Genomic DNA, 14541 nt, shown 5'->3' with positions numbered 1-14541 from the left:
CCGCTTAAGGAAGGGATCGGGAGCGGTTAAAGGACCGGGCCGCGCGGCCCGGTCCGCGCCGCCGGACACCGCCCCGGTGTCCGCGCCGGCGCGGGGACCTTTCGCGGCCGTCGAGCTGGATCCACAGGCGCACCTCGGTCCCGCCGAGCACCGACGAACCGATCCGCACGTCGCCGCCGGTCGACTCGGCGAGGCGGCGCACGATGTCCAGGCCGAGCCCGGTGGAGCCGTCGCTGCCGGAGCCCCGGCCGCGGGCCATCGCCGCCTGGGGGTCGGCTATCCCGGGGCCCGCGTCGGACACGAGGACGATCACCGCGTCCTCGCCGTTGTGCACGTCGACGGCGAAGGCGGTGCCCTCGGCGGTGTGCCGGAAGACGTTGCCGAGGAGGGCGTCGAGGGCCGCGGCCAGGTCGGTGCGGGCCACGGGGATGCGCACCGGCCGGTCCGCCCCCGCCACACGCCACTTGCGGCCCTCGTCCTCGGCGAGCGCCGACCAGAACGCCATCCGCTCACGCACCACCTCGGCCGCGTCGCAGCCCGCGCCCGGCCCGGCGGCGGCCGTCTGGGGCTTGGCGTCCCGGGCGGTGCGGATGATGGTGTCCACCTCCCGCTCCAGCTGCTCGACCGCCGACCGGGTCTGCTCGGCGGCCGGGCCGTCGCCCAGCGAGGCGGCGTTGAGCCGCAGCACGGTCAGCGGGGTACGCAGCCGGTGCGACAGGTCGGCGGCCAGCTCCCGCTCGTTGGCGAGGAGCTGGACGACCTGGTCGGCCATGGAGTTGAACGCCACGGCCGCGAGGCGCAGTTCGGTCGGCCCCTCCTCGGGCACCCGGGCGCCCAGCTTGCCCTCACCCAGTTCGTGTGCCCCTTCGACGAGCCGCTGCGCGGGGCGCACCATCCGCACGCCCAGCCGGTCGGCCACCGCGACCGAGCCGACGATCAGGGCGACGCCGACGGCGGCGAGGACCGCCCACGCCGTGCCGACGCCGTTGGTGACCTCGGCCTCCGGCACGAACACCTCGACGACGGCGATCTCGCCGGAGCTGAGCGCGACCGGCTGGAGCAGCGCCGAACCGCCGGGTACGGAGGAGGTGGAGGCACGGCCCAGCTCCCGCACGGCGGCGATGTCCTCGTCGGAGGCGCGCCGCTCCCCTATGTCGAGGGCCTGTCCGCCGCCGCTCGCCGGGATGTGCACGGCCATGGCGGCGTCTGAGCCGGCCGAGGCGACGACCCTTTCCAGCTGGGCGCGGTCGGTGGTGATGGACAGCGCGGGCGCGACGGCCGCCGCCTCCCGCTCGGCGCCGGCGAAGGCACGGTCGCGGGCCATCTCGCGGATGACCAGACCGAGCGGGACCGCGAAGGCCACCACGACCATCGCGGTCACCGCCAGCGACACCTTCACCAGGGCCCATCTCATCGGGGTGGCTCCGCTCCGGGCATGTGCGCGCCCCCGGCGGCGGTCGCCGGCGGCTCCAGCTTCACGCCGACGCCCCGCAGGGTGTGCAGGTAGCGGGGCCGCGCGGCGGTCTCCCCCAGTTTCCGGCGCAGCCAGGACAGATGGACGTCGATGGTCTGGTCGTCGCCGTAGGACTGCTGCCACACCTCGGCGAGCAGCTCCCGGCGGGGCACGACCACGCCGGGCCGCCCGGCCAGGAAGGCGAGCAGGTCGAACTCGCGCCGGGTCAGGTCGAGTCGTACGCCGTCCAGTTCGGCCTGGCGGCGCAGCGGGTCGACGGTGAGCCCGCCCACCCGGATCACCGGCGAGGGCGCCGCCTCGCCGCCGCCGGAGCGGGCACGGCGCAGCACGGCCGCCATCCGGGCGGAGAGGTGCTCCACCGAGAAGGGTTTGGTCAGGTAGTCGTCCGCACCGGCGTTGAGCAGCCGCACGATCTCCGTCTCGTCGTCCCGTGCGGTGGCGACGATGACCGGTACGTCGGTGATGCCGCGGAGCATCTTCAGGGCCTCGGAGCCGTCGAGATCCGGCAGTCCGAGGTCCAGGACGACCACGTCGAAGCGGAAATGGGCGACCTCGCGCAGCGCCTCGAGCGCGGTGCCGACGCTGCGCACGGTGTGCGAGGCGTCGGTCAGCTGCCGTATGAGCGCCGAACGTACGAACTGGTCGTCCTCGACCACGAGAACACTTGCCATGGGCGGCACCGTACGCCATGCCGGGCGGGGTCGGCCCGGGCCTGTGGACAACTCCGGACGAGCTGCCCGAAGGCCTGTGGACGGGCCTTCCACGCCTTCCCCGGGGCGCGACACGGGTGGGGCGGGTGGGGCAGTATGGCCCGACGATGCACAGAGGACTCCTTCACGTACTGGCCTGGCTGCTCGCCACGGGCGCGGCGGTCACGCTGTCGTGGTGGGGTGTCAGCACGGTGATGGAGGGCACGGCATACGACCCGCCGCGCGCCCTGCCGATCCCGGCGGGCGAGGAGCAGGCGGTGTCCTCGTCCACCCGGCGCCCGTCCGTCGAGCCGTCGAAGGAGGAGAAGGAGACGGCGAAGTCCCCCTCCCCGTCGGACAGGCCCGCCACACCCTCCCGTACGCCGGACCCGACGCCCTCGCGCACCCCTCCCCCCGCCGGCCCGCCCGCGGCGCCGCCGACGACCGCGGCCGGCGAGGTCAAGAGCTACGACACCCGGGGCGGCCGGGCGGTGTTCGACATCGGCGAGGCCTCCGCGTCACTGGTGTCGGCGACTCCGGGCGCCGGCTGGTCGATGCAGGTGTGGAAGACGGAGACGTGGATCCGGGTGGAGTTCGCCTCCGGCGCGGACCGGGTCTCGGTGTTCTGCACCTGGCACGACGGCCCGCCACGGGTGGAGATCAACACGTACTGAGGCCGGGGCTGCGGGAGTTCGGCAGGAGTGCGGCGCGGGTCGGAGGCCGGCCCGGTGAACGTCGGCCGGGCGTCGGGCGGTTCGCGACGCTCAGCGGAAGACGGACGCCGGCGGGGCCGGTGACGCGACCGCCGCCGCGTCGGTCACCGGGGCCGCGCCGCCGGTGAAGTCGAGCAGCTCACGGCCGTGCAGGACCCGGCCGGAGTGCGCGTCGGAGGCGGCCCGGCGGGTCAGCTCGGCGAGCGGCAGCGGAGCGTCGGAGGCGACCAGGACCGCGTTGCCGAACCGTTTGCCGCGCAGTACGGCCGGGTCGGCGATGAGCGCGAGTCCGGTGAACCGGGCGGCGGCGGTGGCGATCTGGCCGCGCAGATGCGTGAGCGGGGGCCCGTCGGCGAGGTTGGCGGTGTAGACGCCGCCCGGGGCGAGGGCCCGGCGGACGGCGTCGAGGAACTCGGTCGAGGTGAGGTGGGCCGGGGTGCGGGCCCCGCCGAAGACGTCGGCGACGACGAGGCCGGCCCAGCCGTCGGGCACCTTGGCGAGCCCTTCGCGGGCGTCCGTCGCCCGCACCCGGATCCGCGCCCGGGTGTCCAGCGGCAGTTCGCGCCGCACCAGGCGCACCAGCGCCGCGTCGCGCTCGACGACCTGCTGGGTGGAGCGGGGCCGGGTGGCCGCGACGTACCGGGCGAGGGTGAAGGCGCCGCCGCCGAGGTGCACGGCTTGGAGCGGCTTGCCGGCCGGAGCGACGAGGTCGACGACGTGCCCGAAGCGGCGCTGGTACTCGAAGGAGAGGTACGCGGGGTCGTCCAGGTCGACGTGCGACTGCGGCGCCCCGTCGATCAGCAGCGTCCAGGCGCGCGGCCGGTCGCGGTCCGGGACGAGCTGGGCGAGCCCTCCGTCGACCTGTTCGGCGACGGCCTCGGCGGCCGGCTGCCCACGTCCACTGCTCCTGGCCCTACCCATGCGGCCATTGTCCCAGGCGGGAGGCGCGGCCCTGCGACCGGTAGCAGAGGTGCGGCCGCCCGCTCGCTCAGGGACGCTTCTCCGCTCAGGCGCGACGACCGGTCAGGCGTCCCTGCCCACCCAGGCGCGCCTGCCCACTCAGGTGCGGCCCTCCGCACAGGCACCGCGGCCGGTCCAGGCGTGGCCGTCCCTCAGCTGCAGCTGTCCGCCGCCTCGATCATCCGCTGGGCCTCGCCCAGTGCCTCACGCAGCACCGCCGGGTCCGTCGCCAGGTCCGCCTCGCCGGGCGGCACCAGCCAGTCCGAGCCCTCCTCGGGCGCGTCCGGGGCCAGCCGCAGTCCACGGCCGTCGGTCTCCGTACAGACGCTGCCGGGGACGTCCCAGGCGGCCGCGGTCCCCGGCGGCACCAGGAAGGCGAGGGTGTCGCCGCCGCCGTCGTGCAGGACGGGGCCCACCGCGTCACCGGCTCCGCGCCGCAGGATGTCCACCGCCTCCAGGCCCTGCCGGGCCGGGACCGTGACCACGTCGCAGTCCGGACCGGCGGGTTCCAAAGGGTCGTTCTTCCGACTGGTCGTCATCATCCCGGCCTCCACCACACATCCCGCTCGGACTAGGGGTCGGGAGTCGGGGGGCTCCCGGTCCACTGAACCCAACGAGCCGCGTCGTCAAGGGCTACGGCAGAAGTCCGCCGCAAAGGATGGCACTTCATGGCAGAACGCGGACGACATATCCGGCATGTGGCCAAACTCAGCGTACCCAGCCCGTCACAGCAGGTACGTTCATGCCCGCCGGAAACAGGGTGGCACTCGGACAAGCCACCCCGATCCCGGCATGGTTCGACGGTTCGCAGAGAGGACCCGGCCATGGCGTCGTCATCGGTGCCCTCGTCCCAGCCAGCCCGGCCGCCGCGGCCGAACCTCGTCTTCCGGCACCTGCGCGGATCGCGCTCGCCGGCCGAGTTCGCCGCGGCGGTACGGCGGGCCGCCCGTGAGATCGGCGAGCGGGTCAGCTGTGACGCGCGGTACGTGCACCGGGTCGAGGCGGGCGAGATCCGCTGCCCCAACTACGCCTACGAGCGGGTGTTCCTGCACATGTTCCCCGGCCGCACACTGACCGACCTGGGCTTCGCGCCCCGCTCGTCGGTCCGCGGGCGCCGGAACCGGGCCGCCGGGGACGTCCCCGCGGCCCGCACGGAGGATCCGCCGAACGCCACGAGTGAGAACAGCGGGACGTGCGAACCGTATGAGACGCACAACCGGTACGACACGTACGACGAGTACGACCCGCACGACTACGAGGAGAGCGACGTGCTGCGTCGCGCATTCATGACCGGCGGGGGCGCCACGGTGGCCGCCGCCACGCTGAGCCCCTACGGGCTCGCCCCCGACGCCTCGGCGGCGCAGCGCCCCGTGCGCCGCGTGGGGACCGGCGAGGCGTGCGCCCTGGAAGAGGCCGTGCGCCGGATCCGGCTGCTCGACGACCGGCACGGCGCGGACGGGCTCTACCGCCGCGCGGCGGCCCCGCTGCGAGCCGCGTACGCGTTGCTCGACGCCGGGGCGACCCGGCAGCGCACGGCGGACCGGCTGTACTCGGGCGCCGGGGAGCTGGCCATCTCGGTGGGCTGGCTGGCGCACGACTCGGGCCGCTTCGACGACGCGCGCTCCCACTACGCGGAGGCGCTCGCCACCGCGCGCGTGACGGGCGACGCCGGGCTGGAGGCGCACGCCTTCTGCAACACGGCGTTCCTGGCCCGTGACGCGGGCCGGCCCCGGGAGGCGGTACGGGCGGCGCAGGCGGCCCAGCGGGCGGCCCGGCCGCTCGGTTCGCCCCGGCTGATGTCGCTGCTGGCGCTGCGCGAGGCGGGCGGCTGGGCGGGGCTCACCGACCGCGCGGGGTGCGAGCAGGCGCTGGCGCGGGCGCACGCCTACTTCCAGCGGGGCACCACGGAGGCGGATCCCGAGTGGATGAGTTTCTACGGGGAGGCCGAGCTGGAGGGCCTGGAGGCCCAGTGCTGGTCCACGCTGGGCGACTGGCCGCGCGCGGCACGCCACGCGCGCCGGGCGGCGGAGTTCCAGGACCCGCACTTCACCCGCAACATCGCTCTGTACACGGCGGAGCTGGCCGACGACCTGGCGCGCGGCGGCCTGCCCGACGAGGCGGCGCAGGCGGGCATGCGCGCCCTGGACCTGCTGACCGAGGTCCAGTCGTCCCGCGTCCGCACGATGCTGTCCGGCACCTCCCGCGTGCTGCTGCCGCACCGCCGCGCGTCCGGCGTCTCGGAGTTCCTGGACCGCCACGCCTCGCTGCCGCGCGTGATCTGACCCCGCGGCGGACGGACCGGCACGGAATCGCCCCGGCCGGGGTCACGACGGGCCCGCCGGGCCCCGCGCCGACGGGAAGCCGCGGGCCCCGCCGGCGCCGGGGGACGCCGATGGGGCCCGCGGGGCTCGGGCCGGGTCACGCGCGCCGGGCGGCGCGACCCAGACGGAGGGCGGAGACGAGGAAGAACACACCCCCGAGGAAGGCGTAACCGGCGAGCGTCCTGAGGGAGGCGTCGGCGCCGCCGGCCTGGGCGGCGAACGACACACCGGCGAGCGTCGAGATGCCGCCGCTGGCGATCATCGCCCACTGTCCGCCCATACGGCGCCGGGCGACGCCGATGACGAGCTGGACCAGACCCGCGGTGACGGCCCAGGCGCCCCAGACCCGCAGCACCGCCGGGATGCCGGAGGTGGCGGCGACGGCCAGGCCGACGGCCGTGAGGGTGCTGAGCACGATGTTCAGGTACAGGTGGCGCACCGGACCGCCGTCCGCCGCCGCGGACCGCACGTCGACGACCGCGCAGGCGACGTCGAACAGCGGATAGAGCACGAGGAGCGTCGCACTGAGCGGGCCCAGCGTGTCGGCCGTGGCGAACAGCAGCGCGGCCCAGACCGCGGCGAAGGCGAAGCGCACGAAGTACAGCCTGCGCAGGGCCGCGGGTGCGGAGGCGGGCGCGGGAGCCGGGGCGGTGACGAGGGTGTCCACGAGGGTGCCTTTCGATGGCGGGCGGACCTGCGGAGCAGGAGGGAGAACGTTCGGTCTCCCTCTATTGAAGTGGCCCGCCCCACACTCGTCAAGACCGAACGTTCTCCCTCTCGGTTTTGGTACGCTCGGCCCCATGAGTCGGGGCACACGAAACGCCAAGCCGTCCGAGGCGCGGACCAGGCTGCTCGGCACGGCGACGCGGATCTTCTACGCCGAGGGGATCCACTCCGTGGGCGTCGACCGGATCATCGAGGAGGCCCAGGTCACCCGGGCCACGCTGTACCGGCACTTCAGTGGAAAGGAAGAGCTGGTCCTCGCCTACCTCGACCTGGCGGACCAGGGCATACGGGCGCAGGTCGCCGGCGCGCGGGAGCCGGACGCCACTCCGGCGGACGACGTGCGGGCGGTCGCGGGCGCCATCGCCGACGGCATCCGCTCCCCCGGCTTCCGCGGCTGCGCGTTCCTCAACGCGGTGGCGGAGTTCCCCGACCCGGACCACCCGGTGCACCGGGCCGTGCTGGACCACCGGCAGTGGTTCCTGGAGACCGTCACCGAGCTGCTCGGGCGGGCGGGCATCGAGCCCGCCGACGCGGCGGGACGGCACTTCGTGATGCTGAGGGACGGCGCCATGGCGGCCGGCTGCCTGTTCGACCCGGAGCTGGTCTGCGAGACCCTCCTGCACGGCGTCGAGGGCATCCTCACGGCGGGCACCGCCGCGTCACGCGCCTGAACGCGCGCGTGACGTGACCCACGCGTGGAGTGACGCGCGCGTGAAGCGACGCGTGCGTGAAGCGACGCGTGCGTGAAGCGACGCGTGCGTGAAGCGACACGTGCGTGAAGCGACGCGTGCGTCAGGGGACGAGGTGCCCCACGTCGTTCCAGCTCTCCAGGGCCGGCTCGCCGTAGGCCCAGCCGAGGACCGACAGGGACGTCGGGTTGAGGCGGATGCGGGCCGCGAAGTCGAGCGGCAGGCCCAGCCAGCGGGCGCCGATGGACCGCAGGATGTGGCCGTGGGCGAAGACCAGCACGTCCCGGTCGGCGGAGCGCGCCCACGCGACCACCTCGTCCGCGCGGGCCGTGACCTCGGCGAGCGTCTCGCCCTGGGGGACGCCGTCGCGCCAGATCAGCCAGCCCGGACGCACCGCTTGTATCTCCGCGGGCGTCATGCCCTCGTACGCCCCGTAGTCCCACTCCAGGAGCGCGTCCCAGTGCCGGGCGCGGTCGCCGAAGCCGGCCAGCTCACAGGTCTCCCGCGCGCGGGACAGCGGACTGGTGCGCACCTCGACGTCCGGCAGTCCGTCGTACGGCGCCCGGTGCAGGCGCTCGCCGAGCAGCTTGGCCCCCTGCCGGCCCTCCTCCAGCAGCGGCACGTCCGTCCGGCCGGTGTGCTTGCCGGACAGCGACCACGCGGTCTGTCCGTGCCGGGCCAGCAGGATGCGCGGTGCCATGAGAACCTTCCGAAAATCGCAGGCGGGACCCGTCCATCATCGCGCACCCTGGACGCGGGCAACCCGGGGGGCGATCTCCGCGTCTATCCGGTTCCGAGGGCGTGTACGCGGGAAGACGCGCGCACAACGTAGAGTGGCTCGCCGCCGACCAGGACAGCGCGAGGACGAAGGGGGAGCGATCGGATGCCGCACACCGAGACACCGGGCACCGAGGCGGTCCCGGCGACCCGGCTGCGCTGGTGGACCGAGCTGCCGCTCATCCTCCTCGTGTACGCCTGCTACTCCGCGGGACGGCTGGTCGTCCGGGGTGACGTCGCCGACGCCGTGGACCACGGTCTGGCGCTGCTGCGCATCGAGAAGGCGCTGTACCTGAACGCCGAGCACCCGCTGAACCGCCTGTTCACCCGCGAACCGTGGATCGGCATACCCGCCGACTTCTGGTACGCCTCCCTGCACTACCTGGTGACCCCGGCGGTGCTCATCTGGCTGTTCCGCTCCCACGCGGTGCGTTACCGCGCGGCCCGGACCTGGCTGATGACGTCGACGTTCATCGGTCTGATCGGCTTCACCCTGCTGCCCACCTGCCCGCCCCGGCTGCTCGACGCGAGCCACGGCTTCGTGGACACGATGGCGTACTACAGCTCCTGGGGCTGGTGGGGCGGCGAGGCGAGCGCGCCGCGCGGCCTGGGCGGCATGACCAACCAGTACGCGGCGATGCCCAGCCTGCACGTGGGCTGGGCGATCTGGTGCGGAGTGATCCTCTGGAAGTACGGGCGGGGACGCTGGACGAGGACGGCCGCGGTGGTCTACCCGCTGGTGACCACGATCGTGGTGATGGGCACCGCCAACCACTACTTCCTCGACGCGCTGGCGGGCGCCGCCGTGATGGGCGCCGGCCTGCTGCTCGCCCCGCACGTGAGCCGGGTCGCCGACCTGGCGAAGGCGCGCTACCTGCCCGCCTCCGTGTCCGTCCCGGTGGCCTCCTCCGACACGGATGCCACGATTGTCAGTGCCGGATGCCAGACTTCCGCGGGTGAGCGAATTCCACGGCAGCGGCATCCCGAGTCGCGGTACGGAGCAGGAGCCGAACCGGGTGCCTCCCCCACGGACGCGGGGGACGGGGCTCCGGCAGCGGCTCGCTGAGCTGCGGGGTCCTGAGGTACCGGCCAAGGCGCTGGACGCGCGCGCCCTGGCGGCCCTCGCCGCCAACCCGGGCTGCAGACGGCGCGCCATCCTCGACGGCGCCGGGGTGAACAAGGCGGAGCTGGCGAGCGCCCTGGGCTCCCCCTCGGTCTTCGGCCAGTCGCAGTTCGCGTTCGTCCGGGGCAACGCCTTCGAGGCGAAGGTCAAGGCCGACGGCGGTACGGAGCTGCTGCGCCTTGCCCACGAGAAGCTGGACCGCTCCGCCGAACCGCCCGCCGGGGCGCGTGTGCCGGACCTGACCGCGCAGGGCCCCGAGGGCCGCACCGCGCGTACGGAGCTCGCGCTGCGCGAGGCCGCCGAGGCGCCCGGCGCGTGGACGCTGCTGGACCACCCGATGCTCGCCCTGGACGTGGCGGGCTCCCTGGCCTTCCTGGAGCCGGACGCGGTGGTGGTGCACCCGGACGGCAGCTGGACGGTCGTCGAGATCAAGTCGTTCCCGATGCTGGACGGGGCGGCGGACCCGGCGAAGGTCGGCGCGGCCGCCCGCCAGGCCGCGGTGTACGTGCTGGCCCTGGAGCGGGTCGCCGCCCGCTTCGGGACACCCCCGCGGGTGCGTCACCGGATCCTGCTGGTGTGCCCCAAGGACTTCTCCAACCTGCCGGCCGCCTCCGCCGTGGACGTGCGCAAGCAGCGCGCGGTGACCGCCCGCCAGCTGGCCCGTCTCACCCGCGTCGAGGAGATCGCCGACACGCTCCCGGAGGGCACCTGCTTCTCCCCCGAGCTGCCCGCCGAGCAGCTGGAGCAGGCCGTGGAGTCCGTCCCCGCGACCTACGCGCCCGAGTGCCTGTCCGCCTGCGAACTGGCCTTCCACTGCCGCGACCGCTCCCGCGCGTCCGGCGCGGTGACCTCCCTGGGCCGCCCGGTGCGGGCCGAGCTGGGCGGTCTGACGACCGTCGGGGACGTGCTGGCGGCGGCCCGCGGCGAGGCCGGTGACCCCGACGACCCGGCGGTGGCCGCGCTGCGCCGGGCCGCCGCCCTGCGCGCGGAGGCGCTTGCGTCCGCCGCCGCGCAGGCCCGGGAGGCCGCCGAGGGCGCGCGGGAGGTGGCCCCGTGTCGCTGATCGCCACCCTGGCCCGGCTCGAGGCCGTCGACACCGGCCGCGCCCAGACCGCCGCGACCGTCCGGCACCGGCACCTGGCCGAGCGGCCCCTGGTGTTCGTGCCGCTGGTCACCGCCGGTGAGGCCGGCGCCCCGCTGGGCGCGCTGGTGGGCACCGACCGGGACGCCCCACGCCTGCTGGTGGTGCCGCAGCCCCGCGACCGCGATCTGCGGTTCGCGTTCCTGGCCGAGCTGGCCGACGTGGTCCTGCCGTACGTCGACTCGTTCGCGGACGCCGTGGAAGCCGCCGAGCGCGCGGAGACCGACCCGGAGACCGGCAAGCGGGTCAAGGTCGAGGTGGAGCTGTGCGCGGACGCCCCCCAGCTGGTCGTGCCGAGCCGCGCGGGCATCGACCTGGTGCGGCTGCTCGGGCGGTCGATGCGGTTCCGGCGCACGGCGGAGCAGGACCCGAAGACCCCGTTCCCGGCGCCGCCGCGGGTGCCGCTGCTCGGGCGCTGGCTGACGCACTTCGGGGAGCGGGCCCGGGTGCCCGGCTCCTGCCTGCTGCTGGCCATGACCGACGTGCTGGGCCGGCACTGGGCGACCGGGCAGTCCACGCTGGAGGACCAGCATCTGGGGGCGCTGCTCGCCTGGATCGACCCGCCCGAGGGCCGCTCCGGGGCGGAGGCCGCCGAGGAGGCGGAGCTGAAGCGGGACGACGACGGTCAGCTGGTGTGCCCGCCCGCGGGCCCGGCGACCGACCCGGCGTTCGACAACAAGCTGCTCGCCCCGGCCATCGAGCGCTACGACCGCGCGCGGACGGCCCTGGCAGCCGCCGAGGACGGCCTGGAGGCCGACGACCGGCTGGGCGCGCTGACGGCCGCCGAGCGGGAGATCCGCGCGCTGGTGGAAAGCCGCACCCGGCCCACCTGGGACGCGGTGTGGCGGGGCCTGGACCTGCTGCGGGAGCTGCCGGAGGGCGCCCGGGTCGAGGAGCGCTGGACGCGCGACCGCTGGTCGTACACCGGCCACCGGGACCGGGTGGCGTCCGGCGAGCCGCCGCAGCCCCGCCGGGACGACGCGGTGACGGCGGCGAACAAGCTGGCGGCCCGCGAGCGGGAGCAGGCCCGGCTGGAGGCGCAAGAGGCGCTCGACGACCCGCTGGTGATGGCGGCGCGGCGGCTGTCCGGGGAGGCGTTCGCCGGCGAGGTCGTCGACGTGGTGATGGCCTACAGCGAGAGCAAGCGGCCGAGCCCCCGCCCGCTGGTCACGGTCCGCACCGACGACCGGCCGCACCTGGGCGAGCGGGTGAAGGCGTACCGCTCGCTGGGCGGGAAGCCGCAGACGGCCGAGTTCGTCGGGTACGAGGCGGGCCCCGAGGACGGCCTGCTGGTGCTGCGGATCATGGACAAGATGGGGCGGGGCAAGGAGCCGGAGCCCGGTTCGGTGCCGGAGAAAGGCGACCGGCTGTGCTTCACGCTCTTCGAGCACGAACCGCGCGGTGGCGCGAAGCTGCCCGATCCGGAGGAGACGCCGTGGACCCACGGCGGCCCGCCCGGTGAGGAGGCCGCCCCCGAGCCCGCCGACCCGGTGACCGAGGAGGACTTGCTGTGACCGCCCCTGTCGAGGAGACGGCGTTCGACCCCGGCTCCGCGGCCGCCCGCGCCACGGACGCGATCCTCCACGACACGCTCCACGGCTCCGCGCGCGGTGTCGTCGTCGACTCCCCGCCCGGCGCCGGCAAGTCCACGCTGGTGGTGCGCGCGGCGCTGGAGCTGGCCGAGGCGGGCCGCCCGCTGATGGTGGTCGCGCAGACCAACGCCCAGGTCGACGACCTGGTGCTCCGCCTCGCCGAGAAGAACCCCGACCTGCCGGTGGGCCGGCTCCACAGCAGCGACACCGATCCGTACGACAAGGCGCTGGACGCCCTGGACCAGGTGCGCACGTCGGCGAAGGCGGCGGACCTCGCCGGGCTGCCGGTGGTGCTGTCGACGGCGGCGAAGTGGGCGCACGTGAAGAACGTGGAGCCGTGGCGGCACGCGATCGTCGACGAGGCGTACCAGATGCGCTCGGACGCGCTGCTCGCGGTGGCCGGGCTGTTCGAGCGGGCGCTGTTCGTGGGCGATCCGGGCCAGCTGGACCCGTTCTCGATCGTGGGTGCCGAGCAGTGGGCGGGGCTGTCGTACGACCCGTCGGGCTCGGCCGTCACCACGCTGCTCGCGCACAACCCGGACCTGCCGCAGCACCGCCTGCCGGTGTCCTGGCGGCTGCCCGCCTCGGCGGCGCCGCTGGTGTCGGACGCGTTCTACCCGTTCACGCCGTTCCGCAGCGGCACGGACCACGGCGACCGCGCCCTGACCCTGGCCGTCCCGTCGGACGGCTCGGGCCCGGACCGGGTGATCGACGAGGCGGCGGAGACCGGCTGGGGCCTGCTGGAGCTGCCCGCCCGCCACACCCCGCGCACCGACCCGGAGGCGGTGGGGGCGGTCGCCCAGGTGGTGCGCCGGCTGCTGGACCGGGGCGGCGCGGCGGTCTCCGAGCGCTCCCCCGACCCGACCCCGCTCACCGCGGACCGCGTCGCGGTCGGCACGGCCCACCGCGATCAGGCGGCGGCGGTGCGGGCGGCGCTGGCTGACCTGGGTGTGAGCGACGTGACCGTCGACACGGCGAACCGGCTCCAGGGCCGGGAGTACGACGTGACGGTCGTCCTCCACCCCCTCTCCGGCCGCCCCGACGCGACGGCGTTCCACCTGGAGACGGGCCGCCTCTGCGTCCTCGCCTCCCGCCACCGCCACGCGTGCATCGTCGTCTGCCGCGAGGGCGTGACGGACCTCCTGGACGACTACCCGTCCACGGAACCGGTCCAGCTCGGGACGCTGGTGAAGTTCCCGGACGGCTGGGAGGCGAACCACGCGGTGCTGTCGCATCTGGCGGAGCACAGGGTGCGGTGGCGGCCGTAGGGAGCGGCTGACGGCGACCGCAGTCGTAGTCCCCGTAGACCGTCGCGCCGATGACGGGGCGTGGCGTTCCGCAGCACACTCGTCGGGCGGAAGCACACGAAGCCGGGAGACGCAGTGGGTCTGGACGGGAAGCCGGATACTCCGGTGCGGGGCGAGACGGTGCTCGCGCAGTCGCCTCTGCTCCTCACGCTCGTCTGCCTGGGGTTCGGCGCGGGGCTGGGCGCGCTGGTCCCGCTCCCGCTGCTCGCGAAGTGGATGGTGACGCTGCGGTGGGCGCCGTTCAAGAGCCCCACGGAACTGCTGACGTCGGTCCCGGAGCCCTGGCTCACGCTGAGGGCGACCGGGGCGGGCGCGCTGCTGGGGCTGGTCGTCGGCACGAGTCGCTAGCGGTGCGGATCGGCGGCGCCCGGATCGTCCTGACGATCCGGGACGCCTCACGGCAGTTCCGGCGCGAGGACGTGGCCTCGGCGCACCGTGACGGCAAGCAACTCGTGCTGCTCGCGCCGGACGGCGCCGAACTCGCCCGCGAGACCAGCGACCTGTCCTGGTCCCGCCTCGATGAGGTGCTCACCGCCCACGGCCACCGCTGGGAGTCGGAGGACCCACACCGCGAGGCGTGACGCCGCTGAATTCCCGACACGCCCGGCCTGCCGGAGTGCGCGGACGCCGTGCTGAAGGCCCGCGCGCGCGTTCAAGCGAGACGACGCCGATACGGCGACGGCCTCCACCACGCCGTCGAGGCCGTTGCCCACATGCACAACCTCGCCCCCGCATCATGACCAGAGGACCGTCTCCACCCGCCCTGGCCTGCCCAAACACAGTCTTGTGCAACACCCTTTAGCAACAGCCTCGTGCTCATGCCGTCCGAAATGGACGGAGCGACAGTTGTTCTCAGCTCTAGCTACCACTCGCTCTGCGCACCAGGCTCCGCAAGGACGAACTCCTCGGGCTGCACTGGGACGACCCGACCTCAACACCGAGACCGCCGCCATCCACCATTCCCTCCAGTCCCCCGCACCGGCGGCACGTCTCTCGTTCTCCCCGCCGAATGCGCAATTCGCTGAAGAC

The 14541-nt window shown here is 74.7% G+C and carries 13 protein-coding genes and 1 pseudogene; 8 read left to right on the top strand and 6 right to left on the bottom strand.

The window, feature by feature from the left end; all coding sequences use genetic code 11:
• Window positions 1–4: 4 nt before the first annotated feature.
• Window positions 5–1414: a sensor histidine kinase gene (locus B100_RS0116155; RefSeq protein WP_024885477.1), complete on the bottom strand. Its 1410-nt coding sequence runs from the start codon at window positions 1412–1414 to the stop codon at window positions 5–7.
• Window positions 1411–2145, bottom strand: a complete 735-nt coding sequence (locus B100_RS0116150) for a response regulator transcription factor (RefSeq protein WP_199785255.1) — start codon at window positions 2143–2145, stop codon at window positions 1411–1413. The genes B100_RS0116155 and B100_RS0116150 overlap by 4 nt, the downstream gene beginning before the upstream one ends.
• A gap of 146 nt (window positions 2146–2291) precedes the next feature.
• Between B100_RS0116150 and B100_RS0116145 the strand changes: the two genes are divergently transcribed.
• The gene (locus tag B100_RS0116145) at window positions 2292–2837 is read left to right on the top strand and encodes a hypothetical protein (RefSeq protein ID WP_024885475.1); all 546 of its coding nucleotides are present in this window, start codon (window positions 2292–2294) and stop codon (window positions 2835–2837) included.
• A 90-nt stretch (window positions 2838–2927) separates the two neighbouring features.
• On the opposite strand, the gene B100_RS0116140 is transcribed toward B100_RS0116145, so the two are convergent.
• Together B100_RS0116140 and B100_RS0116135 are read right to left on the bottom strand one after the other, a co-directional pair.
• Window positions 2928–3797 carry a fused MFS/spermidine synthase gene (locus tag B100_RS0116140; RefSeq protein ID WP_024885474.1) on the bottom strand — a complete coding sequence of 290 codons (870 nt, stop codon included), beginning with the start codon at window positions 3795–3797 and terminating at the stop codon, window positions 2928–2930.
• Window positions 3798–3988: 191 nt separating this feature from the next.
• Window positions 3989–4375: a hypothetical protein gene (locus tag B100_RS0116135; RefSeq protein ID WP_024885473.1), complete on the bottom strand. Its 387-nt coding sequence runs from the start codon at window positions 4373–4375 to the stop codon at window positions 3989–3991.
• 285 nt (window positions 4376–4660) lie between these two features.
• Between B100_RS0116135 and B100_RS0116130 the strand changes: the two genes are divergently transcribed.
• Complete coding sequence (locus B100_RS0116130) at window positions 4661–6118, top strand: NsdA family TPR-like regulatory protein (protein ID WP_024885472.1); 1458 nt, start codon at window positions 4661–4663, stop codon at window positions 6116–6118.
• Window positions 6119–6254: 136 nt separating this feature from the next.
• Here B100_RS0116130 and B100_RS0116125 read toward each other — a convergent pair whose 3' ends face one another.
• Window positions 6255–6824 carry a hypothetical protein gene (locus tag B100_RS0116125; RefSeq protein ID WP_024885471.1) on the bottom strand — a complete coding sequence of 190 codons (570 nt, stop codon included), beginning with the start codon at window positions 6822–6824 and terminating at the stop codon, window positions 6255–6257.
• 133 nt (window positions 6825–6957) lie between these two features.
• On the opposite strand from B100_RS0116125, the gene B100_RS0116120 reads away from it, so the two are divergent.
• Window positions 6958–7554, top strand: coding sequence for a TetR/AcrR family transcriptional regulator (locus B100_RS0116120; protein ID WP_024885470.1), 597 nt, complete (start codon window positions 6958–6960; stop codon window positions 7552–7554).
• Between the two features lie 121 nt (window positions 7555–7675).
• Here the strand turns inward: B100_RS0116120 and B100_RS0116115 are convergent, their stop codons facing one another.
• Window positions 7676–8272: a histidine phosphatase family protein gene (locus B100_RS0116115; protein WP_024885469.1), complete on the bottom strand. Its 597-nt coding sequence runs from the start codon at window positions 8270–8272 to the stop codon at window positions 7676–7678.
• A 183-nt stretch (window positions 8273–8455) separates the two neighbouring features.
• Here B100_RS0116115 and B100_RS0116110 point away from each other — a divergent pair, with 183 nt between their 5' ends.
• The 5 genes and pseudogenes from B100_RS0116110 to B100_RS37610 all read left to right on the top strand — a co-directional run bounded on the left by B100_RS0116110 (window position 8456) and on the right by B100_RS37610 (window position 14093).
• Entirely contained in the window at window positions 8456–9415 is a 960-nt protein-coding gene (locus B100_RS0116110) for a phosphatase PAP2 family protein (RefSeq protein WP_024885468.1), read from the top strand.
• On the top strand, window positions 9366–10535 hold the full coding sequence (locus B100_RS0116105) for a hypothetical protein (protein WP_024885467.1): 1170 nt from the start codon (window positions 9366–9368) through the stop codon (window positions 10533–10535). The genes B100_RS0116110 and B100_RS0116105 overlap by 50 nt, the downstream gene beginning before the upstream one ends.
• Window positions 10526–12127 carry a hypothetical protein gene (locus tag B100_RS0116100; protein ID WP_024885466.1) on the top strand — a complete coding sequence of 534 codons (1602 nt, stop codon included), beginning with the start codon at window positions 10526–10528 and terminating at the stop codon, window positions 12125–12127. Before B100_RS0116105 ends, B100_RS0116100 begins: the two co-directional genes overlap by 10 nt.
• Window positions 12124–13473, top strand: a complete 1350-nt coding sequence (locus B100_RS0116095; RefSeq protein WP_024885465.1) for an AAA domain-containing protein — start codon at window positions 12124–12126, stop codon at window positions 13471–13473. Before B100_RS0116100 ends, B100_RS0116095 begins: the two co-directional genes overlap by 4 nt.
• Window positions 13474–13533: 60 nt before the next feature.
• Window positions 13534–14093, top strand: a pseudogene (locus B100_RS37610) (YqeB family protein).
• Window positions 14094–14541: the final 448 nt, after the last annotated feature.

Source organism: Streptomyces sp. CNH189, assembly GCF_000527195.1.
The sequence above is the reverse complement of the archived record's forward strand: the minus strand, read 5'-3'. Positions and strand labels throughout refer to the sequence as shown.

What these genes read in the sequence shown, in the direction of transcription:
- B100_RS0116120 (WP_024885470.1), top strand. Translation starts at nt 6,958, where the DNA reads ATGAGTCGGGGCACACGAAACGCCAAGCCGTCCGAGGCGCGGACCAGG.
- B100_RS0116130 (WP_024885472.1), top strand. Translation starts at nt 4,661, where the DNA reads ATGGCGTCGTCATCGGTGCCCTCGTCCCAGCCAGCCCGGCCGCCGCGG.
- B100_RS0116140 (WP_024885474.1), bottom strand. Translation starts at nt 3,797, where the DNA reads ATGGGTAGGGCCAGGAGCAGTGGACGTGGGCAGCCGGCCGCCGAGGCC.
- B100_RS0116145 (WP_024885475.1), top strand. Translation starts at nt 2,292, where the DNA reads ATGCACAGAGGACTCCTTCACGTACTGGCCTGGCTGCTCGCCACGGGC.
- B100_RS0116115 (WP_024885469.1), bottom strand. Translation starts at nt 8,272, where the DNA reads ATGGCACCGCGCATCCTGCTGGCCCGGCACGGACAGACCGCGTGGTCG.
- B100_RS0116150 (WP_199785255.1), bottom strand. Translation starts at nt 2,145, where the DNA reads ATGGCAAGTGTTCTCGTGGTCGAGGACGACCAGTTCGTACGTTCGGCG.
- B100_RS0116155 (WP_024885477.1), bottom strand. Translation starts at nt 1,414, where the DNA reads ATGAGATGGGCCCTGGTGAAGGTGTCGCTGGCGGTGACCGCGATGGTC.
- B100_RS0116135 (WP_024885473.1), bottom strand. Translation starts at nt 4,375, where the DNA reads ATGACGACCAGTCGGAAGAACGACCCTTTGGAACCCGCCGGTCCGGAC.
- B100_RS0116110 (WP_024885468.1), top strand. Translation starts at nt 8,456, where the DNA reads ATGCCGCACACCGAGACACCGGGCACCGAGGCGGTCCCGGCGACCCGG.